The sequence below is a fragment of the Collinsella sp. An268 genome, assembly GCF_002159765.1.
Classification (GTDB): Bacteria; Actinomycetota; Coriobacteriia; order Coriobacteriales; family Coriobacteriaceae; genus Coprousia.
Window position 1 is genome coordinate 47993 of record NZ_NFJH01000004.1, and the last position, 21820, is coordinate 69812.

Annotated in this window: 19 protein-coding genes; 2 read left to right on the plus strand and 17 right to left on the minus strand. The window is 62.8% G+C overall.

Annotation, left to right across the window (positions count from 1 at the left end):
* The 9 genes from B5F70_RS04310 to B5F70_RS04350 all read right to left on the minus strand — a co-directional run bounded on the left by B5F70_RS04310 (position 1) and on the right by B5F70_RS04350 (position 10383).
* Entirely contained in the window at positions 1-1419 is a 1419-nt protein-coding gene (locus B5F70_RS04310) for a PTS transporter subunit EIIC (RefSeq protein WP_087204341.1), read from the minus strand.
* A gap of 214 nt (positions 1420-1633) precedes the next feature.
* Positions 1634-2629 (minus strand): LacI family DNA-binding transcriptional regulator, encoded by a 996-nt coding sequence (locus tag B5F70_RS04315; protein ID WP_087204342.1) that lies wholly within the window; start codon positions 2627-2629, stop codon positions 1634-1636.
* A 106-nt stretch (positions 2630-2735) separates the two neighbouring features.
* A complete protein-coding gene (gene folB, locus B5F70_RS04320) occupies positions 2736-3224 on the minus strand; it encodes a dihydroneopterin aldolase (RefSeq protein ID WP_087204343.1) in 489 nt (162 codons plus the stop codon).
* Positions 3225-3360: 136 nt separating this feature from the next.
* Complete coding sequence (locus B5F70_RS04325) at positions 3361-3906, minus strand: HD domain-containing protein (RefSeq protein WP_204554967.1); 546 nt, start codon at positions 3904-3906, stop codon at positions 3361-3363.
* Positions 3907-3985: 79 nt separating this feature from the next.
* Entirely contained in the window at positions 3986-4585 is a 600-nt protein-coding gene (nrdG, locus tag B5F70_RS04330; RefSeq protein WP_087204344.1) for an anaerobic ribonucleoside-triphosphate reductase activating protein, read from the minus strand.
* 103 nt (positions 4586-4688) lie between these two features.
* On the minus strand, positions 4689-6911 hold the full coding sequence (nrdD, locus tag B5F70_RS04335; protein ID WP_087204345.1) for an anaerobic ribonucleoside-triphosphate reductase: 2223 nt from the start codon (positions 6909-6911) through the stop codon (positions 4689-4691).
* A 421-nt stretch (positions 6912-7332) separates the two neighbouring features.
* Positions 7333-8175 carry a C39 family peptidase gene (locus B5F70_RS04340; protein WP_087204346.1) on the minus strand — a complete coding sequence of 281 codons (843 nt, stop codon included), beginning with the start codon at positions 8173-8175 and terminating at the stop codon, positions 7333-7335.
* 176 nt (positions 8176-8351) lie between these two features.
* The gene (locus B5F70_RS04345) at positions 8352-9680 is read right to left on the minus strand and encodes an ATP-binding protein (protein WP_239463562.1); all 1329 of its coding nucleotides are present in this window, start codon (positions 9678-9680) and stop codon (positions 8352-8354) included.
* A complete protein-coding gene (locus tag B5F70_RS04350; RefSeq protein ID WP_087204347.1) occupies positions 9670-10383 on the minus strand; it encodes a response regulator transcription factor in 714 nt (237 codons plus the stop codon). The genes B5F70_RS04345 and B5F70_RS04350 overlap by 11 nt, the downstream gene beginning before the upstream one ends.
* A 156-nt stretch (positions 10384-10539) precedes the next feature.
* Between B5F70_RS04350 and B5F70_RS04355 the strand changes: the two genes are divergently transcribed.
* Positions 10540-10815 carry a type II toxin-antitoxin system prevent-host-death family antitoxin gene (locus B5F70_RS04355; RefSeq protein WP_087204348.1) on the plus strand — a complete coding sequence of 92 codons (276 nt, stop codon included), beginning with the start codon at positions 10540-10542 and terminating at the stop codon, positions 10813-10815.
* Positions 10790-11113, plus strand: a complete 324-nt coding sequence (locus tag B5F70_RS04360) for a type II toxin-antitoxin system RelE/ParE family toxin (protein ID WP_087204349.1) — start codon at positions 10790-10792, stop codon at positions 11111-11113. The genes B5F70_RS04355 and B5F70_RS04360 overlap by 26 nt, the downstream gene beginning before the upstream one ends.
* Before the next feature lie 73 nt (positions 11114-11186).
* Here the strand turns inward: B5F70_RS04360 and B5F70_RS04365 are convergent, their stop codons facing one another.
* From B5F70_RS04365 to B5F70_RS04400, 8 genes are all read right to left on the minus strand, one after another.
* A complete protein-coding gene (locus B5F70_RS04365) occupies positions 11187-11654 on the minus strand; it encodes a GNAT family N-acetyltransferase (protein WP_158094924.1) in 468 nt (155 codons plus the stop codon).
* Between the two features lie 191 nt (positions 11655-11845).
* Positions 11846-13165 (minus strand): MFS transporter, encoded by a 1320-nt coding sequence (locus tag B5F70_RS04370; RefSeq protein WP_158094925.1) that lies wholly within the window; start codon positions 13163-13165, stop codon positions 11846-11848.
* 44 nt (positions 13166-13209) lie between these two features.
* Positions 13210-15990, minus strand: a complete 2781-nt coding sequence (gene polA, locus B5F70_RS04375; RefSeq protein ID WP_087204352.1) for a DNA polymerase I — start codon at positions 15988-15990, stop codon at positions 13210-13212.
* Positions 15991-16105: 115 nt separating this feature from the next.
* Positions 16106-16726: an SOS response-associated peptidase family protein gene (locus B5F70_RS04380; protein WP_087204353.1), complete on the minus strand. Its 621-nt coding sequence runs from the start codon at positions 16724-16726 to the stop codon at positions 16106-16108.
* Between the two features lie 3 nt (positions 16727-16729).
* Positions 16730-17437 carry a hypothetical protein gene (locus tag B5F70_RS04385; RefSeq protein WP_087204354.1) on the minus strand — a complete coding sequence of 236 codons (708 nt, stop codon included), beginning with the start codon at positions 17435-17437 and terminating at the stop codon, positions 16730-16732.
* A 241-nt stretch (positions 17438-17678) separates the two neighbouring features.
* A complete protein-coding gene (locus B5F70_RS04390) occupies positions 17679-19142 on the minus strand; it encodes a glycoside hydrolase family 1 protein (protein ID WP_158094926.1) in 1464 nt (487 codons plus the stop codon).
* 108 nt (positions 19143-19250) lie between these two features.
* Positions 19251-20669 (minus strand): PTS transporter subunit EIIC, encoded by a 1419-nt coding sequence (locus B5F70_RS04395; protein ID WP_087204355.1) that lies wholly within the window; start codon positions 20667-20669, stop codon positions 19251-19253.
* Between the two features lie 183 nt (positions 20670-20852).
* On the minus strand, positions 20853-21680 hold the full coding sequence (locus B5F70_RS04400) for a PRD domain-containing protein (protein ID WP_204573297.1): 828 nt from the start codon (positions 21678-21680) through the stop codon (positions 20853-20855).
* Between the last annotated feature and the right edge of the window lie 140 nt (positions 21681-21820).

Below are 21820 nucleotides of genomic sequence, written 5' to 3' on the forward strand. Positions count from 1 at the left end.
CTACTCCTTAGGCTCCGCCTGGGTTGCCGCGTCGGCATCATGGTACAGCACGTACGAGATGCCGAAGCTCACGAGACCGGCGATGGCGAACATGATGAGGTACTGCACGGGCTGCGCGAGGCAGAGCAGGATGCCAAAGATGCCGGTGACGCCGGTGCCCGAGGCGGCGAGTCCTGCGACGGAGGCGAACATGGCGCCCAGACCGCCACCGATACAGCCCGCCACGAAGGGCTTCACGAAGCGCAGGTTGACACCGAAGATAGCCGGCTCGGTGATGCCCATGAACGCGGAGAGCGACGAGGGCAGCGCGAGAGAGCGGACCTTGACGTCGCGCGTCTTGAGGGCGACGGCGAGGGCGGCGCCGGCCTGGCCGATGTTGGCGGCGCTCGCCAGCGGGAGCCAATAGGTCACGCCGTAGGCGGCGATCTGACCCAGATCGATGGTGGTGTACATCTGATGGATGCCCGTGACCACGGTGGGTGCGTAGAGCGCGCCCATGATGAGGGAGCCGATGCCGAGCGGCAGCGTCAAGAGGAACTGGATGGCGCCGAGAATCGCGTTCTCCGCCCACACGAAGACGGGGCCCACGGCGATCATGACGAGGTAGGCTGTCGCCGCCACCGATACGAGCGGCGTGACGAAGAGGTCGAAGGCCTCGGGCACGATCTTATGGAGCCGCTTCTCGATAAAGGCGAGGATGCCCGCCGCGATCACGATGGGGATGACGTGACCCTGATATCCCACCCACTCGATGCTGTAGATACCGGGGATGACGGCATAGGTCTGCGCCACGCCCTCGGTCGCCACCGTGTTGGCGTTCTGGAGACCGGGGTTGATGAGGAGCATGCCCACCACGGCGCCCAGATAGGGGTTGGCGCCGAACGCCTTGGCGGCGGAGAAGCCGATCAGGATCTGCAGGAACGTGAAGGCGGTGTTGGACACGAGGTTCAGGATCTGGTACCACGCGTTATCGGTGTCGAGCGCGATGAAGCCGTTCGTATCCATAAACGAGAGGGCGCTCATGATGCCCAGCAGAAGGCCCGAGGCCACGATGGCGGGAATGATGGGGACGAAGACATCGCCCAGCAGCTTGATGGCGCGCATGAGGGGGTTCTTCTGCTGATCGGCCGCGGCGGCCTTCGCCTCCTCCTTAGAGGCGGCCGTGATGTTGCCGAGCGAGACGAACTCGTCGTACACCTTGTTGACCGTGCCCGTGCCGTAGATGACCTGCAGCTGGCCTGCCGCCTTGAAATTGCCCTTGGCGCCGGTCGCCGCATCCACCTTTGCCTGATCCACCTTGCTGTCGTCCGCAATCACCAGGCGCAGACGCGTCGCGCAATGCGCCGCCGAGACCACGTTGCCCGCCCCGCCGATCGCATCGAGGATCTCCTGCGCGGCCTGCCGATAATCGAGTGCCACCGTATACCTCCCTCGAGTGAGCCTGCACCGATTCCCCGCCACCCGCTTCTCACGCCCGTGGTTGTGGAATCGTTCTCACGTCTTAGTAATAAGGCTGATTCGTTATGTAATCGTTCTCACGTCTGTAAACGATAGAAATTCGACGGTAGACGGTATCCTTCTCGTGAAGCAGAGCGAGGGCTTACGTATTTAGTTATGGGAACGTTCTCTTTTTTTACATCCGTTTTTGACGCGTCGAATCGCGGACAACGACGTCGTATCCCATCTTGATCTCACGCGCGACGGCGTCCTCGTCCGCCATGGACTCCGCCAGCATGCGGGCCGCCTCGGCGCCGGAGGTCTTGTAGTGGTAGTGCACCGAGGTGAGCGACGGCGTCACCACCTGCGAGATATCGCTGTCTCCCACGGCGGCGACCTGCACGTCGGCGGGCACCGCGATGCCGCGGTCGGCAAGGCACGCCATGGCGCCGTAGGCGATGGAATCCGTGGCGCAGACCAGCGTATCGAAGGACACGCCGCGCTCCATCAGGCGCTCGCAAGCGGCGTAGCCGCTCTCTATCGAGAAGTCAGCGATGACGCAGGCACCCTCTTCGACGGCGACACCGCGCGCGGCGCAGCCCGCCAAGAAGCCCTCTCGCCGACGCCGGCCCGCCGCCACATCCTCTTCCAGGACGCCGATGTACGCGGGCCGGTCTCCCGCGGAGAGCACCCGCTCGGTGAGCGCTCGCAGGGCACCGTATTCGTCTTGGTAGACGCACGAGCGCCCCTCGAGCTTCTGGCTGAGGACCACCAGCGGAACCGGCAGGGCCGCTATCGCCGCATCGTGCGCGGGCGTAAGGACGGTCGCCATCAAGATGACGCCATCCACCTTGCTGCGCTCGGAGAAGAGCCGCAAGAAGGAGACCTCGCGCGCAGCGTCGTTATCGGTATTGGCGAGAAGCGCCTGATAGCCGACCTCGTTCAGGACGCCCGTGATGCCCGCGACCATGCGGCTCACCGACGCGGAGTTGATCTTGGGGATGATGATGCCCACCAGACCCGACTTGCCCGTACGCAGGGTCTTTGCCTGCCGTGACGGCACATAGCCGGTCTCCTCGACCACCCGCGCGATGGCAGCGCGCTTCTCCTGCGACACGTAGCCGTCGTTGAAGTACCGCGAGACCGTTGCGCGCGAAACCCCCGCCATCTGGGCGACCTGATTGATATCCATGGGCGACCTCCTCGGACATCAGTCTAGAGGACTTCCGCCACAGGTGGCAAGCAACCCCGGGCCCCATCGCCCTAACGAGCCCGAGCCGCGCAAGCGCGTGGCAGCGCTACCGCGTGCGCTCTATCTCGACGGCCACGCTCGAGAGCGGCAGGCCGATGGGCGCCCACGGCTTCGCGATGCGCAGGCGCACCGCTATGAGTGCCGGATAGTCTGCCAGCAGGCGCTCTGCCGTGGCCTCGGCAGCGGCCTCGATGAGCTTGAACGTGTGCGCGCGCAGGTACGCGTCGATGGTGTGACACACCTCGCCGTAGTTGATCGAGGCGTCGAGGTCGTCGGTTGTGCCCGCGTGCGCGAGGCTCGTGTAGAGCGTTGCCGAGACGACGAACTTCTGCCCGAGCTCGTTTTCCGCAGGGTAGACGCCGTGGTTGGCAAAGACCTCGAGACCCTCGATCAAGATCTTGTCGGCGTGCTCGAGCGCCGCGGGGTCGAGCTTGGCGAGCTCGCGGCGGGCGACGGGCAACCCCGCCCGGTCGCGCTGCGCAAGCGTGGTCTCCTCGCCGCGCGAGGTGTCTTCCGGCAGATGCTTATCGGTCATGGCAATCATCCTTCCCCTGGGGTCTCCGGCGCGCCGGGGCGACAGCGCCCGCGTCCGCGTCGGGTGACCCCGTCGTCGTTCGACCACCTCTATACCCGCACGGCACGAGCCCGCAACGGGCCGTGGCAAAAGAGCGTCAAATCTGGATGCAGAGGTTCTTCTTGGCATCGGGCCACGAGCAGGCGCGGCGCACGTCCGCTGGGCAGGAGAAGCACGGGCGCGAGGCCTTGTCCGCCCGGCAGAGCAGCCGCTCGAGCGGCTCGGCATCCGCGCGCAGGCGCCGATGCCCGCGAATGGCCGTCACGATGGCACGGCGCTCCGCGTCGGTGAAGGCGACGTCCCCGTCGAGGCTCGCCAGGATATCGCCTGCAAGGCGCGCGCCCGTGAGCTCATGCGGCGCCCCCATGGCGTACTGCGTTGCCTTGCCGATGTCGTGCAAGAGCGCCGCCGCATAGACCACCTCGCGGTCGAGCCCGCAGCCCTCCTCGAGGTTTGCGATCCACATGAGGCGCGCCGCATCGAGCAGATGGCGCAGCTGGTGCCGGCAGAAGGGGCGGTCGCACTCGAGGCGCGCAAGCCAGCGGTATGCGGTTTGATAGGCAGGATGGAGCCAAATCGCATCGACGCGCGGCATAGGGGAAAGGCCCTGCTTGTGCGGATACCTCACATGCGTCTCCGTCATCATCGCGCTCCCCTCTCCCGCGTCGCGCCCGCGCCGGGCCGCCGCCCGACGCCGCCCCAGCGCGCCGCCGCGCTTGCCGCTACATCGAATGCGTCGAATAGACCTCCTCGTCGCGCCAGAGCACCACGGCCTCGGCAAGCGAGCAGCCACGCGCCGCCGCTGCGCGGCGCGTGGCGTTGAGGTCAATCAGGCGCTGGTTGGACGAGCCGCGAAACCGCAGGCTGATATCGTAGAGCTCCTGCATCCATGGGCCGTCGACCAAGATGTCTATGGTATCGAGCACGCGGTCGGTCACCTCGGTATGGTGACGGCCGCCGGGCATGAGCTCGTCGAGCACATCGCCCGTGAAGCACCAGATGGACTTCGCCGGGCTGCCGTCCGCGTGCACCCCGCGCGGGAACCGCGCGCGCACCCGCTCGAGAAACGGCACGAGTCCGCGCTGGTTCTCGGGCTCCATGGGCTCGCCGCCCAGCACGGTGAGACCGTCGGCAAACGGATGGTCGAGGCTTTCGATGATCCGGTCCTCCACCTCACGGGTAAAGGGCTCCCCCGCTGCAAAGCTCCACGCACCCGAGTTGAAGCACCCCGGGCACCCGCGCCGGCAGCCGGAGACGAAAAGCGACGTGCGCACGCCCTCGCCGTTGGCGATGTCGGAGTATTTGATCTCGGCGTAGTTCATCGCCAGCCTCCTCTCCCCTTACCGAATGCAAGCAGATGCGTCGAAACGGCACGGCCCCACAGGGGCGGATGCGTCAAAACGACCCCGTCCCCAAACGAGCACCTTACAGGTGCAGCACGCGGTCGCGGATCTCCTCGGTGCGCCCCTGGTTCCAGAACTGCGTGCCGATGTAGCCGCACGTACGGCGAGCGACGTTCAGCTTCTCCTGGTCGCGGTTGCCGCAATTGGGGCACTCCCACACGAGCTTGCCGTCGTCCTCCACGATCTTGATCTCGCCGTCGTAGCCGCACACTTGGCAGTAATCGCTCTTGGTGTTGAGCTCGGCGTACATGATGTTCTCGTAGATGTACTGCATGACGCGGATGACGGCCTTGAGGTTATCCTGCATGTTGGGCACCTCGACGTAGGAGATGGCGCCGCCCGGCGAGAGCGCCTGGAACTCGCTCTCGAACTTGAGCTTGTCGAAGGCGTCGATCTTCTCGGACACGTGCACGTGGTAGCTGTTGGTGATGTAGCCCTTGTCCGTCACGCCGGGGATGATGCCGAAGCGGCGCTGCAGGCACTTGGCAAACTTGTAGGTGGTCGACTCGAGCGGGGTGCCGTAGAGCGAGTAGTCGATGTCCTCGGCGGCCTTCCACGCGGCGCACTTGTCGTTCATGTGCTGCATGACGGCGAGCGCGAAGTCCTTGCCGTGCTCGTCGGTGTGGCTCACGCCCTTCATGTAGCGCACGCACTCGTAGAGGCCGGCGTAGCCGAGCGAGATGGTCGAGTAGCCGCCGTACAAGAGCTTGTCGATGGTCTCGCCCTTGTCGAGGCGGGCGAGCGCGCCGTACTGCCAGAGAATAGGCGCGGCGTCCGAGAGCGTGCCCTTGAGACGCTCATGGCGGCAGCGCAGGGCCTTGTGGCAGAGCTCGAGGCGCTCGTCGAAGATCTCCCAGAACTTCTGCTCGTCACGGCCCGAGGAGCACGCCACGTCCACGAGGTTGATGGTGACGACGCCCTGATTGAAGCGGCCGTAATACTTGGGCTTGCCCGGCTCGTAGTTTTTGGCGCGCGCCACGTTGCCGTACCCGTTGCCGGAGCGGTCGGGCGTGAGGAAGCTGCGGCAGCCCATGCAGGTGTAGACGTCGCCCTCGCCCGGCTTCTCGCCCGCCGACAGCTTGAGCTCGCGCATCTTCTTGGCCGAGATGTAGTCGGGCACCATGCGCTTGGCGGTGCACTTGGCCGCAAGCTGCGTGAGGTAGAAGTACGGGCTTCCCTCGTAGACGTTGTCCTCGTCGAGCACGTAGATGAGCTTGGGGAAGGCGGGCGTGATCCACACGCCGGCCTCGTTCTTCACGCCCTCGTAGCGCTGACGGAGCGTCTCCTCGATGATCATCGCGAGGTCGTGCTTCTCGGCCTCCGAGCGGGCCTCGCCGAGGTACATGAACACCGTCACGAACGGCGCCTGGCCGTTGGTGGTCATAAGCGTGACGACCTGGTACTGGATGGTCTGCACGCCGCGACGGATCTCGTCGCGCAGGCGCTCCTCCACCACCTCGGCGATCTTATCCTGGGGCGCGTCGACACCGAGCTCGGAGAGCTCCGTCTCGACCTGCCGGCGGATCTTCTGGCGGCTGACCTCCACAAACGGCGCGAGGTGCGTGAGCGAGATGGACTGGCCGCCGTACTGGCAGCTCGCCACCTGGGCGATGATCTGCGTGGCGATGTTGCACGCCGTCGAGAAGCTGTGGGGGCGCTCGATGAGCGTGCCGGAGATGACGGTGCCGTTCTGCAGCATGTCCTCAAGGTTCACGAGGTCGCAGTTGTGCATGTGCTGGGCGAAGTAGTCGGAGTCGTGGAAGTGGATGATGCCCTCGTTGTGGGCCTCCACCACGTCGGCCGGCAGCAGCACGCGCTGGGTGAGGTCCTTGGAGACCTCGCCGGCCATGTAGTCGCGCTGCACGGAGTTGACGGTGGGGTTCTTGTTGGAGTTCTCCTGCTTGACCTCTTCGTTGTTGCACTCGATGAGGGAGAGGATCTTGTCGTCGGTCGTGTTCTTCTGGCGCTTCAGTCCCTGCACGTAGCGGTAGATGATGTACTTGCGCGCGACCTCGAACTTGTCGAGCTTCATGAGCTCGTCCTCGACGAGGTCCTGGACCTCCTCCACCGAAACGGTGTGGCCGGCGTTCTCGCACGCCTCCGTCACGTTCTGCGAAGCGTAGATCACCTGACGCTCCGTCAGGCGATCGCTCTCCTGAACGTCGAGATTGGCGGCGCGGATGGCGTTCTCGATCTTGGTGATGTCGAAGGCTACCTCGGTACCGCTGCGCTTGATGATCTTCATGCGAATCCTCGTATCTGTCGCAAGTCTTCTGGGTCGGGCCCCGGGCCGCACGAAGCCCGCCGCCCGGGCCCCAGCGGGTGAGGCAGCACGGTGCAACGGATATGTGGCGCGAGAGCGTGGTATCCATATTAGGCTACCGGAGCTCACCATATGCTGAGGATTTTTATCTTCCTAACACTACATGTTGTGTTTCTGCAGGTGAGAGCAATTGGTGGAATTACGGACACATTACCTTTTGGTTGATAGCGGGGCGCCTGCGCTCGCACCCCGGCGCCCTCACCTGCAGGGGTTTGGATTTTGAGGTTTTTGGGTCTCAGAATAGTTCCACAAGTCCGACCGCTCGCCCATCGGCAAACGGATGAAAAAATCTCTTGACCTAGATGTTGTGGACGGGCCCTCCGCGTACCGGTGCGGGGCCGCATCAGGAACCGAGCGCCCATAGGTTGCTCGCCTGGCCGAGCACGCGCTCGATATCCCACGTGGTATGCGTTCGTTCGGCGCTGTTGGGGTCGTGCACGATCACGGTGCCGTCCTCAGCGAGGCCCGCGAGCACGATGAAGTGCCCCGTCGTGGTGAAGTCTCCGGGCCGGACGCTCGCGATGACCACGGAGCCCGCCTCGAGTGCCGCGCGCACCTGCGATGCGTCTGCCGGCAGCTCCTCGCTTGTGAGCCCCAGCTGGGCTGCGCCCTCCGTCATGAACGACCACGCCGTCATGCCGTCCACCGTGTAGCCGCCGCGCTCCGCGAAGGAGGCCATGTCCGCAGGCGTCATGTCGTCGCGCCCCGTGAGCGCAACGTACGCCATGGTGAGGCAGGTGGGGCCGCAGCCGTTCTCGCCCACGGTGCCGCCGGCATAGGGCTCGGCGGCCCATGCGGGGTCGGTCTGGTAGAGCTCGGGAACCTCGCCGGCGCGCCATGCGGAGCGGGGCGTGGAGGCAGGACCCGAGCCCGCGAGGCCGGAGAGCACCGCGTCCCCGGCCGCCGCCCACGCGCCGCCGTCGGCAACCGCGCCCAGCGCGACGGCGCCCGCAAGCCCGAGCGCCACGAGGGCGAGCGCCGCTGCGAGCAAGCGCCGCCCGAGACGGGGCCCGCGTCTGCGCCGCGCCCTCCTCAAGACCCCTCGGCGCCCACCCGATGCGGCGCGCGCGGGGCGCCGCCTTGCGGGCACCGGTGCGTGCGCCGCGCCCAAGGGGGCCGTGTTGCCGATAGGCTCCGCCGCGTACCCGCGCCCGCCTGCCGCAAAGCGATAAGAGCTGCCGTTCATGCGTGTCCTTTCTCTCGGGGATGACCTGCATCCACCATAGGGAGGGCCCGCATAACGAGTCTTGAGGGAAACCCTAAGCTTTGGTTAACGCCGCCGCGGGCGCCCTAGAGAAACGCTGACTTGCAAGCCCGCGGCCGCCCGCACCAGCCGGCATGCCGGAGTGAATCGGCGCTTCCCTAGGCCGGCAGCTCGACGGTGAAGGTCGTGATACCCGCCTCGCTCGCCGCGGCGATCGTGCCGCCGTGGAGCTCCACAATCTCGCGCGCGATGGCAAGACCGAGCCCGGCGCCGCCCGTGGAGGTGGCGCGCGCCTCGTCCAGACGGAAGAACTTATCGAAGATGGCCTCGAGCTTGTGCGGCGGTATGGTCGCGCCCTCGTCCGTCACCGTCACGCGCACCCACGGCGCGCCCGGCGCATCCTCGGGCTCGAAGCGCTCCGCCGCAACGGCGATCTCGGTCCCTTCGCGGCTGTAGGCGATGGCGTTCTTGAGGATGTTGTTGAACACGCGCGCCAACCTGCCGGGGTCCGCCGTGATCCACAGCTCCGCTCCCGGCGCCTCCACACTCGCCGGCGCGCCCTCAACGGTAAGCAAGACGGTGTTTCCATGCGCCTCAAGCAGCGGATAGAACTCGTCTGCCATCTGTACGAGCAGATAGCTCAGATCGACGGGCTCGGTCTCAAGCTCGATGTGCGAAAGGTTATAGCGCGTGATATCGAAAAACTCGTTAATGAGGCGCTCCAGGCGCTTTGCCTTGTCGAGCGTGATACCCACATAGCGGCAGCGCTGCTCGCGCGGCATCTCGGGAATCTCGTCCAGAAGCGACAGATAGCCGATGACCGAGGTGAGCGGCGTCTTGAGGTCGTGCGCAAGGTAGGTGATGAGGTCGCTTCGGCGCTGCGCCTCGTCGCGCAGCGCCCGCTCGTGCGCCTCCGCCGTACCCTTGACTTCGGTCGCCGTGAGCGCAAGCGCCCCGAATCCTTCGGGAAAGACCTCGCTCGCCTCTGCGTCGTGGCGCATGTAGAACGCAAGCAGCTCCGCGGAGCGCTCGGCCGTGGCGCGCGACCGACGGTGGGCGTAGAGGTGCGCGGCAACGGCCGAGACCGCCACGAGCACGAGTACAAAGACAAGTCCGAGCCGCAGGAAGAACTCCTTGGCGCCCGTGGGATTGAAGACGAGGTTATAGGTGACACCCGTTTGGTAGTCGACCTCCCACGTGGAAACGAAGGTCGAGAAGAACCATTCGACGAAGGCGCCGTTCATGCCGTCGTCGACAAAGCGGAAGAGCAGGATGTAGAGCATGACGGCCACCGCGCCGCCCGCAATGAGAACGACAGCGAGACGCAGGCGGCCGCGGCGGGCGCCGTCGGCCGCAGAGGCGATGGGCGGCGCGGCGAGAGGCTGCGTGCCCGGCGTACCTGCGGATGCCGCCGCAGCCTGCCGCGATGCCGCGGGTGCCGGCGCGACGGGCGGGGTCGGTCCCTCGTGGTGGTTTCTAGCGCTCAATCTTGTATCCGCACCCCCAGACGGTCTTGATGTACTTTGGGTCGTCGAACGAGTCGCCGAGCTTCTCACGCAGATGGCGAATGTGCACCGTGATAGAGCCGGAACCGTTCTCGTAGTACGCATCGCCGAAGATCTTGCAGTAGAGGTCGCGCGCCGAGACGACCGCGCCCTCAGCCTCGAGCAGGATCCGCAAGATGGAGAACTCCGTGGGCGTGAGCGCGAGCGGGCGCTCGTTGAGCGTGCAGGCGTGCGCCGGCACATCGAGCACCAGCCCCGCATAGGTGAGGACCTCGCCGCGGCGCGTATCGGAAGCCCCCGATGCAGAATAGGTTTTATACCGCCTGAGCTGCGCCTTAACCCGCGCGACGAGCTCGAGGGGCAAGAAGGGCTTCACAACGTAATCGTCGGCCCCCAGCGTGAGCCCCGTGACGCGGTCGACCTCCTCGCCCTTGGCGGTAAGCATGATGACGGGATAGGTGTGGTGCTCGCGGATCTTGCGGCAGAGGGCGAAGCCGTCGACACCGGGCAGCATCACATCGAGGAGCGCCAAGTCGAACGGGGGCGCCGCCGCGTCCTCGGTACGCGCGAGGGCGCGGGCGCCGTCGACGAACACCTCGACGATAAACCCCTCGTTCTCGAGGTAGACCCGTACCAGGTCGCCGATCTCGCGCTCGTCGTCGACCATGAGAATCCGCTCCGCCACGCGTGCCCCTTTCTCTCATCCCCCACGCAGCATAGCGCGGGCGCAGCCGGCGAACATGAAGGAAATCCTAAGACGCCGCCCGCTCATCGCAACTGCCACGCTCGGCGCAAAAGCATCTGATAATATTGATAGTATTCTGAGAGATGAGGTGATGTCATGAACATCAGACCTGTTTCCGACCTTAGAAACAACTACACCGACATCGAGCGCGACGTCGCAGAGAATGGTCCTGTCTTTTTGACAAAAAACGGTCGGGGCTCGATGGTTGTCATGAGTTTCGAGCAGTATCAACGAGCAAGTGAGACCGTGGAAAACGCCCTTGACGCCGCCGACCGGCAGGCCAGAAGCATGAGCCTACGCTACACGCATGATGAGGTCTTCGGTTCGGTAAGGGAGATGCTCGGCCATGACTCAGAAGCAACCGCGTTATAAGCTGAGCTATCTGCCGCTTTTTTGGGAAGACCTAAGCGCAGCGGCTACCTATATCGCTCATGACCTTCACAATCCCTCCGCTGCCAAACGCTTGGTAGACGACGTGGAGAAGGGCATCTTTGCGCATCTCCGAAACTCAACCATGGCGGCAACGTATCACACCACTCGAAAGCGCCCTCTCCCCTATTACTATTTTGGAGTCGGAAATTACCGGGTGTTCTACGTCGTGGACGGTAACACCATGGAAGTCAGACGCATGCTGTACCGAGCGCGCAATATCGAGGAGCTCATCCGCTGATGCAACGAGCCGGCGCCTCGTCCCGATTCTTTGCGTAGGCGCATGCGCGGGCAGCCCTGAGGCGACGTGGGAATCAGAGCTCGCGCGAGAATACCGTCTCGACCTCGCCGTGACGGTCGCGACCGACTCCGCAGGGCTCATAGCCAAACTTCTCGTAGAGCCCTTCCTCGCCCGAGCGGATGTACATGCAGGTGAAGCCCGCCGCGCGGGCGCGGTCCTCCGCCACGCGGATCATGCGCTCGGAGAGGCGCCTGCCGCGGAAGCGCTCGCCTACGTACACGTAGCCGATGAAGGGCGTGCGATCGTCGTCCACCAGGCCATCCTCCGCCGCGAGCGCGCAAAAGCCCGCCGGCTCCCCATCGACCATCGCCAAAATGACACACTGCCAGCCGGTGAAGTAGCCTTCGCGCATCTTGCGGGCGAGCGAGCGGGCACCGCGCCACGGGCACGCGTCCACGAACGCGAGCGCCGTGCTCCACAGGCTGTCCGCGGGATTAATCGCTGCGATGCTCGTGCCTGAAGACTGGGAAATCTGATCCATAGAACGCTTCCTTTCGCAAAAATGCAAGTATTCAACAATGCTACCAAGCATCACCGGGTATCCCATACATCCTAAAGAGAGAAACCCGAGGTAGAGCGGTCGTCAATGAGCTGCCTATCTGCCTGTGCGCCCTCAGATTGTTGAATAGTTGAAAAACTGAAAACGAAAGGGCATTAAAACCGGTTCCGAAGCTATCCCTCCTGTCCTCGTTTGCGCTCCTCTGCCACGATGCGTGCGACCGTGCGACGGCGGACGACGAGGTAGACAAGAGGAACAGCGAGCACCACCAGGCTCGCCCCCACGAGCACGCCCTGCACGCCAAAGATGGCGGCGAGCGCCGGCGCGGCAAAGAGCGGCAGGGCGCCCGCGCCGTTGAACCCGGCATTCATGACCGAGTTCACGCGACCGAGGACCTCGATGGGGGCGTGCATCTGCACGAGCGTGTTCTGAAGCGGCGTCACCATACCAAAGGCGCAGCCGAGTACCATCTGCCCCGCAAGCGCGCACGCCACATACGGCGTGCCCACGTAGAGCAAGCAACCCACGCCCTGCAAGGCAATAAGGAGGATGAGGGTGAGCACGTTCACGTGGGCGCGCGGCACGCGAATCGCCAGAAGCGACCCAATGACGCTCCCAGCCCCCGCCGCGCTCGAGAGCCATCCCATCCAGGAAATGCCCACATGCAGGACATCGCGGTAGAAGAGCGACTCAAGCGGGTCGAAGGCACCGTAGCCGGTGTAGGCGAGCACGCCCACGCCAAAGAGCAAGGCGAGCGAGGGCACGGTAAAGACCGTTCGCACCGAGTCCGCAAACGTCGCCGACGGAGCATCAGGGGCGGGCTCGGGCGCGGCGGCACTGGGCGCGGTGGCACCGGGGTCATCGGATGCGGCAGCGCCGGGCGCGTTGGCACCGGGGGCATCGGGCATGGGTTCGCTTGCATCGAGCACGCGCGAGCGCACCCGCGCCGCACGAACGCGCAAAACCCGCTCCACAAGCAGGTAGGCGGGCAGCGCTGCAGCGGCGGAGAACACCGCCGCGGCCAGAAAGACGCGCTGGGCGGGCAGCACCGTGGCGATGAGGCCACCCACCGCGGGCCCCACCACCACCGCAACGTTGGATACCACCGCAAGCAGGGCGTTCACGCGCTTGAGCTCGTCGGCGTCGTCAGTCAGGTAGGCGGGGTACGCCGAGAGGAAGGCAAAGCCGAGCCCCGTCGCAAATCCAAAGGCGCAGCTCATGGCGAGCACGTTTGCCACATCAGGGGGCGCGAGCTGAAAAAGCACACTCGTCGCCACCGCCACGGCAAGCGTCACCGCGGCATGCAGCCGGGGACCGCGCACGTCGAGAAGCGTCCCGCCGGCGGCGTTGCCAAAGATGATGAACAGGTTGAAGAAGCCCACCGCCCCAGCGAGTGCCCAGGTGGAGGCACCCACCTCATAGGTGAGCGTCCCGATGATGCCTATGAAGTAGGCCGCCTGCACGCCGAGGTAGACGAGAAAACGGGTCGCCACCAAAAGGAACGTTCCCGCTGGCAGGCCGGTGCGCGTGCGACGTGTCACTTCGCGTCTGCCCAGGTGGTGCCCACCGAGGCATCCGCCACGAGCGGCACGGCGAGCGTGACCACGCCTTCCATCTCGGCGCGGACCATAGCGATGAGGCGCTCGACCTCGTCCTCGGGGCACTCGAAGTCAAGTTCGTCGTGCACCTGCAAGATCATGCGCGCGGCAAAGCCCTCGTCCTCCAGACGGTGCGCCACACGCACCATGGCGATCTTGATGATGTCCGCCGCGGTGCCCTGCATGGGGTGGTTCATGGCGGTGCGCTCGCCAAAGGCACGCTGCGAGGGCACGCGCATCTTGAGCTCGGGGATGGGGCGCCGGCGCCCAAAGAGCGTCTCGGCGTAACCCGTCTGCTTGGCGTCCGCCACCGTGCGGTCGAGGAACGTCCGCACGCCCGGGTACGCCTCAAAGTAGCGGTCGATCATCTCGCGCGCCTCGGCCTGCGGGATGTCGAGCGACTGCGAAAGGCCGTAAGCCTGCTGGCCGTACACGATGCCAAAGTTAACCGCCTTCGCGCGGCTGCGGAGCGCGGGCGTGACCTCGTCCACCGGCACGTCAAAGACGCGCGCGGCGGTCTCGGCATGGAAGTCCTCACCCTCGTTGAACGCGGCGATAAGGTGCGCGTCACCCGAGAGGTGCGCGAGGAGCCTGAGCTCGATCTGGCTGTAGTCGACCGCCACAAAGACGCTGCCCGGCGCAACCGTGAAGGCGGTCTTGACCGTGTGGCCGAGTGTGGAACGCGTAGGGATGTTCTGCAGGTTGGGGTTGGAGGACGACAGGCGGCCCGTCGCGGTGATGGTCTGGTTGTACGTGGTGTGCACACGCCCGTCCTGCCGGCGGAGCGCCCCCAGCGTATCGAGATAGGTGCTCTTGATCTTGGTCTTCTCGCGGTACTCGAGGACGAGCTGGACAAACTCGTTGTCGCGGGCGAGCTCCTCGAGCACGCGGGCGTTGGTGGAGTAGTAGCCGCGCGCGGTCTTCTTGAGGCCGCGGGTCGGCAGGCCCATCACGTCGAAGAGGATGTGCGAGAGCTGCATGGGGCTCGCGATGTTGAAGGTCTCGTCACCGGCGAGGGTGCGGATGCGACGGGCGAGGTCGTCGATTTCTGCCCCCAGGTCCTCGGCAAGAGCGGAGAGGCGCTCGGGGTCAACGTACATGCCCGTGCGCTCCATGGCGCAAAGCACCGGTACAAGCGGCATCTCAATCTGGTCAAAGAGCGGACGCGCGCCGTCACGATCGAGTGCGGCGGCAAGCGGCTCCTGGCATGCGCGGGCAACGACAGCGCCACGTGCGGCAGCCGAGGGCGCGTCGTCACCGGCGCCCTCCTCCCCTGCCGCCACGGGCAACGAGAGGGCAAGGTAGGTATCGGCGAGGTACGCGTCGTCAAAGCTCGAGCGCACCGAGTCGAGGAGATATGCCGCCACCACGGTGTCGAAGAGGCGCGACGCGTCGAGCGTAAGCGGGTCGAGAAGCTCCGCCTCGGCAGAGTCCACGGGCGAGAGCTCGTGCAGAAGCGCCTTCACATCTGGCGAAGCAACGTGCCCCTCTCGCAGCAGGCGCGTAAGCACGCTCGCCACAAGACCGCCCTCAAAGGCAAAACCGGCGACGGGGCCGGTCGCAACAATCGCCGTCGGGCCGTCCGCGGGTTCGTCCACCGCCACGAGCGCACGCGACGTGGCGACCCAGAGTGTGCGCGTAAGACCAAAGAGCGCGCCCTCCTCGCGGTCGTCGTCGAGCGTCACGCCCAGCCACTCGCCCGCCGCGATGGCGCGGTCGAGCTCGGCGAACGCCGCCTCAAAGGCCGCCTCGTCCGCCACATCAGCGCGCAGGACCTCGGGCAACGTGAGCTCCGAGGGGCCGGAAGCAGCCGCCCCGTCCTCACCAAGCAGCGCTAAGAAGCGGTTCTGCATAGCCATGATGCCGAGCGCGCCGAGCGCCGCCGTCACGTCGTCTGCCGTGTACGCAGGAAACGCCGTGCCGGAAAAGTCGAGCTCCACGGGCGCATTCGTCTGGATGGTCGCAACCTTGCGCGAGAGCAGTGCGTCGTCGATGTGTGCGCGCAGGTTCTCGCCCATCTTGCCCTTGACCTCGTCCGCGTGCGCGATGACCTCGTCAAGCGAGCCGTACTGCGCGATGAGGGCGCTCGCCTTCTTGGGGCCGATGCCCGGCACGCCCGGGATGTTGTCAGACGTGTCGCCCTTAAGACCGTAGAAGTCGGGCACGAGCTCGGGCGTGATGCCGTGGTAGAGGTCCTCCACCGTCTCGGGCGTCATGATCTGCACATCCGAGAGGCCCTTCTTGGTGCCCACGATCTTGACGTGGTCGGTGGAGAGCTGGTACATGTCGCGGTCGCCCGTGATGAGGTACATGTCGCAACCAGCCGCCTCGCCCGTGCGGGCGAGCGTGCCCAAGATGTCGTCGCCTTCCCAGCCCTCGGCCTCCAAAATGGGCACCTTAAGACCGGTGAGCAGGTCCTTTATCATGGGGAACTGCACGCGCAGGTCTGGGTCCATGGGTGGGCGCTGTGCCTTGTACTGCGGGAGCATCTCCATGCGCACGCGCGGCTTGCCCTTATCGAAGGCAACGGCAACCCCGTCCGGATGGAACGCGTCCACCATTTTGAGGAACATGTTGAGAAAACCGAAGACCGCGTTGGTGGGCCGGCCGTCCGGCGCGTTCATGGTGGGCGGCACGGCATGGAACGCGCGGTGCATGAGCGAGTTGCCGTCGATGACGGCAAAGGTGCGGCGAGCCTCGGGCGCGGTGGTGTCTGACATGGGGCATCCTCTCGACGTTTGCTTGCCACCAGTCTACCCGCCCGCGCGGACATGCGCCACACCGCGCGGTGCGCGCAGGACGGCCGCGACACGAAAGTCTCGAGATAGCGCGGCCCTACCGCTCGGGCGTCGCCGTCAAGCGGATGCGCCCGCGGTCCGCGAGCGCCGCGAAATCGCCCGAGAGCCAGCGCGCCGACTCGCCCGGCCCCAGCACGAGGGGCATGCGGTTGTGCACGGGCGCAACCGTCGCGTTGGGCTCCGTCGTCACGATGGAGAGGCGCCCCTCGGCAGTCACGCCCGCGAGCAGAAATGCCCGGGCGCCGGGCAGGCGAAAGCGGTACTGCCGCCGCACGGGCTTGCCGGTGCGCTCGCTCGGCACGCGCTCGGTTTGGTGACCCTCGTAAAACGCACGCACCGGCACGAGGCAGCGCCCGTGCGCAATCGCGTCCAGCCACAGGCCGCGCCCGCGCTCGAGCTGGGAGAGCGCCGTATCGAGTCGCGTGTTGAAGACGGGCCGCCCGTCCCGCGGCGAGTCGAAGCCCCACAGGAGCGACACCGTGATGAGCTCGCCATCCTCTCCGGGCACGTAGGCGGGTACGAGCGACCCCGGCCAGGCGTCGCGCGCGGGGTCGAAGCCCTCGTCCTCCCCTTCCAGCCGCGCACGGCCACTGCGGCGGCGCGCCTCGAGCGCCTCCTCGGCCTCCTCAACCGTGAGCGGACACATTCGCTGGCACATAGGCTAGTCTCCGTCCCCCGCCAGTACACCCCGAGCCGTCCCGGCAAGAAAGTCGACCGGCGCGGTCGCCTCCTCAATAGGGATGCCGATCTCGACCAAGAAGTCGAGAAACACGTCCTCCACACCAATAAAGGGGTCCGCATCGCCCTTGCCCTGGATACCGCCCTGGATGAGCTTCTCGCAAAGTGCGCGGCACTCGTCCCAGCGATGCCCTTGGCGCCAGACATCGCGCAAAGCGCCCTGCCGCTGGGGGATAATCCACACGATGCCTTCCTTTTTGTTGTGATACCCTCGGGCATCTTCGAGGGAAATCGCGGAAATCCGCACGATGCCCTTGCCGCTGGTACCGTTTTTCTTGCGATGCTCGACCCACGAGGGCGCAAAGAGCACGCCGTCCGCCACAAAGAGGTCGCAGCGTACGGGCTCCTTGACATGCCGTCGGTAAAGTACGAGCGACAAGCCGATAAGCACGGCAGCGATGGCGGCGCAGACCGCGATGATGATGACGTACGGCAGCACGAACCCGTTCTGCACGCCAACCCAGAGGCAGACCGCGATGACGGCCAACGCTACCCCCGCGAAGGGGAGGGGCTTGAGGGCGTCGCTGTCGCGGAGCCACCCTTGGGGAAAGCGGTTGCGCGCAGCGATGGCCTCCGCAACGCGCTCCTGATACCGCTCCGGCTCGATGAGCTTGTACGATTTGCCGCCCATGAACCGCTCCTCCCCCCACGCACCGGCATGCGCACCGTTTTACTACCGACCCCCATAGTACCCCACGGCGCTCCCTACCCGCGACATCCGACCCGGCGCAGCCCCTCATGGAGTCTACCGGGTCATCCGCACCCACATGCAGAGCGTTTACGAGTTCGCCCGGCAGTATTACCGTGAAGGCGCATTCATACCTGCATCGTATAATGCGCCGTCACGTTTGCTCCAAAAGTTCCCGTTGAAGCTAGAGCTCCTCACCATTGGTCTCGATAACGTGTTTATACCAACCGAACGATTTCTTTGGATAACGCTTCATGCTGCCGTTGCCCTCATCGTCCACATCAACGAAGATGAATCCGTACCGCTTCTTATACTCTCCCGTTGAGAGGGAAATCATATCGATTGCGGACCAAGCGGTATAGCCGATCAAATCGACACCATCTTCAACGATGGCACGCTTCATCTGGGCGATATGCTGTGAGAGATAATTGATCCGATAGTCGTCCTCAACAGTTACGCTGCCATCCTCGTTGCGAATTGGCTCGTCGACCGTTCCGAGGCCGTTTTCCGTAATGATAATCGGCAGCTGATAGCGGTCGTAGACATTGTTAAGCGTGTAGCGCAAGCCGATCGGATCAATACCCCATCCCCAAGGCGTGTACTCCAGATAAGGGTTCTTGACCCCATCGACGTAGTTGCCGTGCACAATCTCGCCAGTCGTGGTACTCCCCAAGCAGTTACTGTTGTAATACGAGAAGGTGAAGAAATCGACCGTCCCCTCGCGCAAATCCTTGAGGTCCTCATCGGTCATTTCGATCTCGATGCCCAAATCATCGAAGTACTGCTTTGCGTAGTACGGGTACTTACCGAACACCAAAACGTCTCCGCAAAAATGGTTCTTAATCTTGTCCTCTCGCTGTGCAAGAAGCACGTCCTCGGGATTGCACGTCCCCGGATAGACAGTTCCGTAGGCAATCATGCTTCCGAAGTGGAAATCCGGGCAGATCGACCTACCCAACTTCACCATCCGCGCACTCGCAACAAACAGATGGTGCAGCGCCTGGAATCGTGCCTGAGGGTCATCCACCTGATTGCGAAAAGTCGTAGTGCCCGGATTGAGAATCCCCGCGTGATGCCAGTTGCCCGTTGGGCGCATGGTGCAGTTAATCTCGTTGAAGGGAAGCCAGTAGCGCACGTACTCCTTGTAGCGCATAAAGACCACTTCAGCAAATCTGACAAAGTAGTCAATGGTACGCCTGTCTTTAAAGCCGTTAAACTCTCGCGTGAATGCTAAAGGCATGTCATTGTGGCATAGCGTAACCAGAGGCTCTATACCGTACTTTTTGAGCTCACGAAAGACATTTTCGTAAAACGCAAGACCCGCTTCGTTGGGTTCGTCCTCATCCCCAGTCGGGAAAATACGCGTGCAATTGATGGACATACGAAACATCTTCAAGCCCATATCGGCGAGTAGACGAATATCCTCCTTGTAGTGATGGTAAAAATCGGTTGCCTGGTGCGACGGATACAGGTATTTGCCCTCATCGATATCCAACGTGATACGCCGGGCCTCGTTTACTCCACCTTTCACAAGACAGTCGGCGATACTTGGACTTTTTCCATCAACATCCCAAGCCCCTTCACACTGGTTCGCAGCAGTTGCGGCACCCCAATAGAATCCCTCGGGAAATCCCTTGTGAGCCATCATTTATCTCCTAACAACACGTTAGCCAATGAACCTCGTAATCAAAATCGGAAGCGCGGGCCGCACGCATAGGTCTCTTGGCAAGCGGCCCGCACCTGTAACAGAGCCGCGTCACTTCGCGGCGAGGTCCTCAGGCTTAACGATGATCCAGCCGACAATGAAGGTCACGGCTGCGCCAATAGCCATGGCGATCACCTGGTTGATCAAATTGCTGGGATCCTCTCCCACGAATACGGTCAGACCAAACAGGCCGATTCCTCCGTAGACGTAACGGGCGACACCCATAAACCCTGCGTACAAACCTCCAAAGAATCCTCCGATGCATGCAGCGTAAATCGGCTTACGGTAACGAAGGTTCACGCCAAAGAGAGCCGGTTCGGTCACGCCCGACACGATGGCTGTAATGGCGCAAGACCAAGCAGTTGCGCGCTGGTCGGGGTCTTTTGCCTTAAGAGCGACAACGAGCGCGGCAATGCCCTGATTCAAATTGCGAATGAACGAAGCGGCGCCGACGAAGATGTCTTTTCCCGTCGTCGCGATGGCATTTGTCGAGTACACCGAAAGGCAGGCATGCATGCCAGTCATCACCAGGAACGGAGAGATTGCCGTATAAATCGCGGTTCCAAAGGGCCCAAAGACGTCATAGAGCCACTTGATGGCCACGCCGAGATACGTACCGAGCGTCGACCCCAAGGGAGCGGTAACGCACAAGGAGATGGGTGCCATGATCAACAGGGTCAGAATCGGCGCGAACATGCTTCGCACCGCTGTCGGAATATAGCGATTCAAGAAACGCCATACATAACTTGCCACCAAGATCGTAAGGAAGACCGGGAAGATTGACGATGTGTAGGACTTGGCGGGAATTGCAAGGCCGTAGATGGAGCCAGCTGAGCCCTCGGACACCATGGAAATAAGCGTAGGAGATATGAGGATGGCACCCAAATAGATACCCATGCTCGGATCCATGCCAAATCGCTTCGCGCAGGTATAGCCAAGTGCAACCGGAATGAAGTACGTCGAAGCGTCGCACATCCAGGACAAGGTCACATACGTCCCACTGTCGGTGGCAAGAAGACCGAGCTGGCTCAGAATCAGAAGGATCGACTTGACCATGCCGCCAGCTACAAGCATAGGGATAATCGGCACGATGCAAGCGGACATGGCAGTAAAGAAGCCTTGGATAGAAATGCGGTCCTTCAGCGGAACCTTCTTTTTCTCTCCACCGGAAAGGTCGGCGTCAAGGTTCTCGTCGACCTTGTCCTCACGATCGATACCATACGTTTTGCAGATTGTCTTATATACCTCAGCCACATCCTGACCAATGATGAGCTGGAGTTGGTTTCCCGTCCACTGCGTTCCTAAACAGCCCTTCAGCCTTCCAAGCTCATCGGTCTTGACAAGACCCTTATCTTTGACATTAAAGCGGAGCCGCGTTGTGCAATACAGAAACTGGCTAATGTTTTCCTTGCCGCCAACAAGGTCTACGCATTGCGTAATGACTTCGGTGTAGTTATTTAGGTTTGCCATCGCAATCCCCTTCCGAGTGTCCTAGTGCGGACGTTTTCTGAATGGTGATGTACGGCATTATCTGCACTGTCGTAACGCGAGTTATCTTGCTTCCCAACGCATGCGACCATGAAGTAGACAGCGGGCCTTCACCCGAGCGACCGCTCTTCAAAAAGACATGTTGCGATGCGAGTTGATTTGATGTTAGGGTTTCGACCTATCGCAGATGCGAACCAGGTGCATAATGAGGTACATTCTCTCCTCATCGTTCAACGGATACCCACGTCGTTCTAGCTCTATCTCCATGGTGCTCAAGCACGTTTCGAATTCCGGGCCCATATTATCAAGCGAACCTGTAAGCATCTTTACTATGTCCAGTCCTTTTTCTGAGACAGAATCGGACTTATCTCCCGTTCGCTTCAACAGATATTCCAAATGCGTCACGAAACGCGAATAGCTGAAGGATGTCCGGTCTATAGTGAAGCCCATGGTCGTTTCGATAATCGATGTGCAAAGGCTGATTATTTCCTGGGTTTTGATGGCGCCCGCGCTCTGATCGATTTCCGAATTGATGATATTCAACGCAATACCCGTTTTTTCTGCAACCGGTAAAACAATGTGCAATCGCTCACGTATCAGCCTCATCGCGAAACGAGCAATGTCTGATTCGACGGGATAAAGATGCTCGATGTCGTAGTAAATCGGCATTTTCACATTGATGTGCTGTTCGATGCGATCGATGCAAAACTGAATATGGTCCGCGAGAATAAACGTTAGATTCTGATTGAGTTTGGAAGGCAATCTCCGCGACGCGTACTCATATGTATCACTCGCAACCTGTAGCACATCTTCGCGAACATTCTCCAGCATGCTGACGCTATTTGGCTTAATGCCATAGTACGTTCGCTTCACTTTGGATAAATCATCAAGCTCGCATGGCATCGGCCGAAAGCCAATGCCACGCCCTTCGACTATTATTGTCTCCCCACTCGAATCTTGAGCTAAGGCGAAGTTGTTGTTGATCTTCTTCATGAGTCTCATTCTGGTATCCCCCCCCCTTTCATGGTTGCCGGCATGAGCAACGTCAGCAGTCCAGAACCGCAAACGAACACTTGAGACATATTCCCTTGTCATTAGACAGCTGATTCCCGCACACGGGGAAGCAAAAAAAA

What these genes read in the sequence shown, in the direction of transcription:
- B5F70_RS04400 (WP_204573297.1), bottom strand. Translation starts at nt 21,680, where the DNA reads ATGAAGAAGATCAACAACAACTTCGCCTTAGCTCAAGATTCGAGTGGG.
- B5F70_RS04385 (WP_087204354.1), bottom strand. Translation starts at nt 17,437, where the DNA reads ATGGGCGGCAAATCGTACAAGCTCATCGAGCCGGAGCGGTATCAGGAG.
- polA (WP_087204352.1), bottom strand. Translation starts at nt 15,990, where the DNA reads ATGTCAGACACCACCGCGCCCGAGGCTCGCCGCACCTTTGCCGTCATC.
- B5F70_RS04395 (WP_087204355.1), bottom strand. Translation starts at nt 20,669, where the DNA reads ATGGCAAACCTAAATAACTACACCGAAGTCATTACGCAATGCGTAGAC.
- B5F70_RS04340 (WP_087204346.1), bottom strand. Translation starts at nt 8,175, where the DNA reads ATGAACGGCAGCTCTTATCGCTTTGCGGCAGGCGGGCGCGGGTACGCG.
- nrdD (WP_087204345.1), bottom strand. Translation starts at nt 6,911, where the DNA reads ATGAAGATCATCAAGCGCAGCGGTACCGAGGTAGCCTTCGACATCACC.
- B5F70_RS04360 (WP_087204349.1), top strand. Translation starts at nt 10,790, where the DNA reads ATGACTCAGAAGCAACCGCGTTATAAGCTGAGCTATCTGCCGCTTTTT.
- B5F70_RS04355 (WP_087204348.1), top strand. Translation starts at nt 10,540, where the DNA reads ATGAACATCAGACCTGTTTCCGACCTTAGAAACAACTACACCGACATC.
- B5F70_RS04380 (WP_087204353.1), bottom strand. Translation starts at nt 16,726, where the DNA reads ATGTGCCAGCGAATGTGTCCGCTCACGGTTGAGGAGGCCGAGGAGGCG.
- nrdG (WP_087204344.1), bottom strand. Translation starts at nt 4,585, where the DNA reads ATGAACTACGCCGAGATCAAATACTCCGACATCGCCAACGGCGAGGGC.
- folB (WP_087204343.1), bottom strand. Translation starts at nt 3,224, where the DNA reads ATGACCGATAAGCATCTGCCGGAAGACACCTCGCGCGGCGAGGAGACC.
- B5F70_RS04390 (WP_158094926.1), bottom strand. Translation starts at nt 19,142, where the DNA reads ATGATGGCTCACAAGGGATTTCCCGAGGGATTCTATTGGGGTGCCGCA.
- B5F70_RS04315 (WP_087204342.1), bottom strand. Translation starts at nt 2,629, where the DNA reads ATGGATATCAATCAGGTCGCCCAGATGGCGGGGGTTTCGCGCGCAACG.
- B5F70_RS04365 (WP_158094924.1), bottom strand. Translation starts at nt 11,654, where the DNA reads ATGGATCAGATTTCCCAGTCTTCAGGCACGAGCATCGCAGCGATTAAT.
- B5F70_RS04325 (WP_204554967.1), bottom strand. Translation starts at nt 3,906, where the DNA reads ATGACGGAGACGCATGTGAGGTATCCGCACAAGCAGGGCCTTTCCCCT.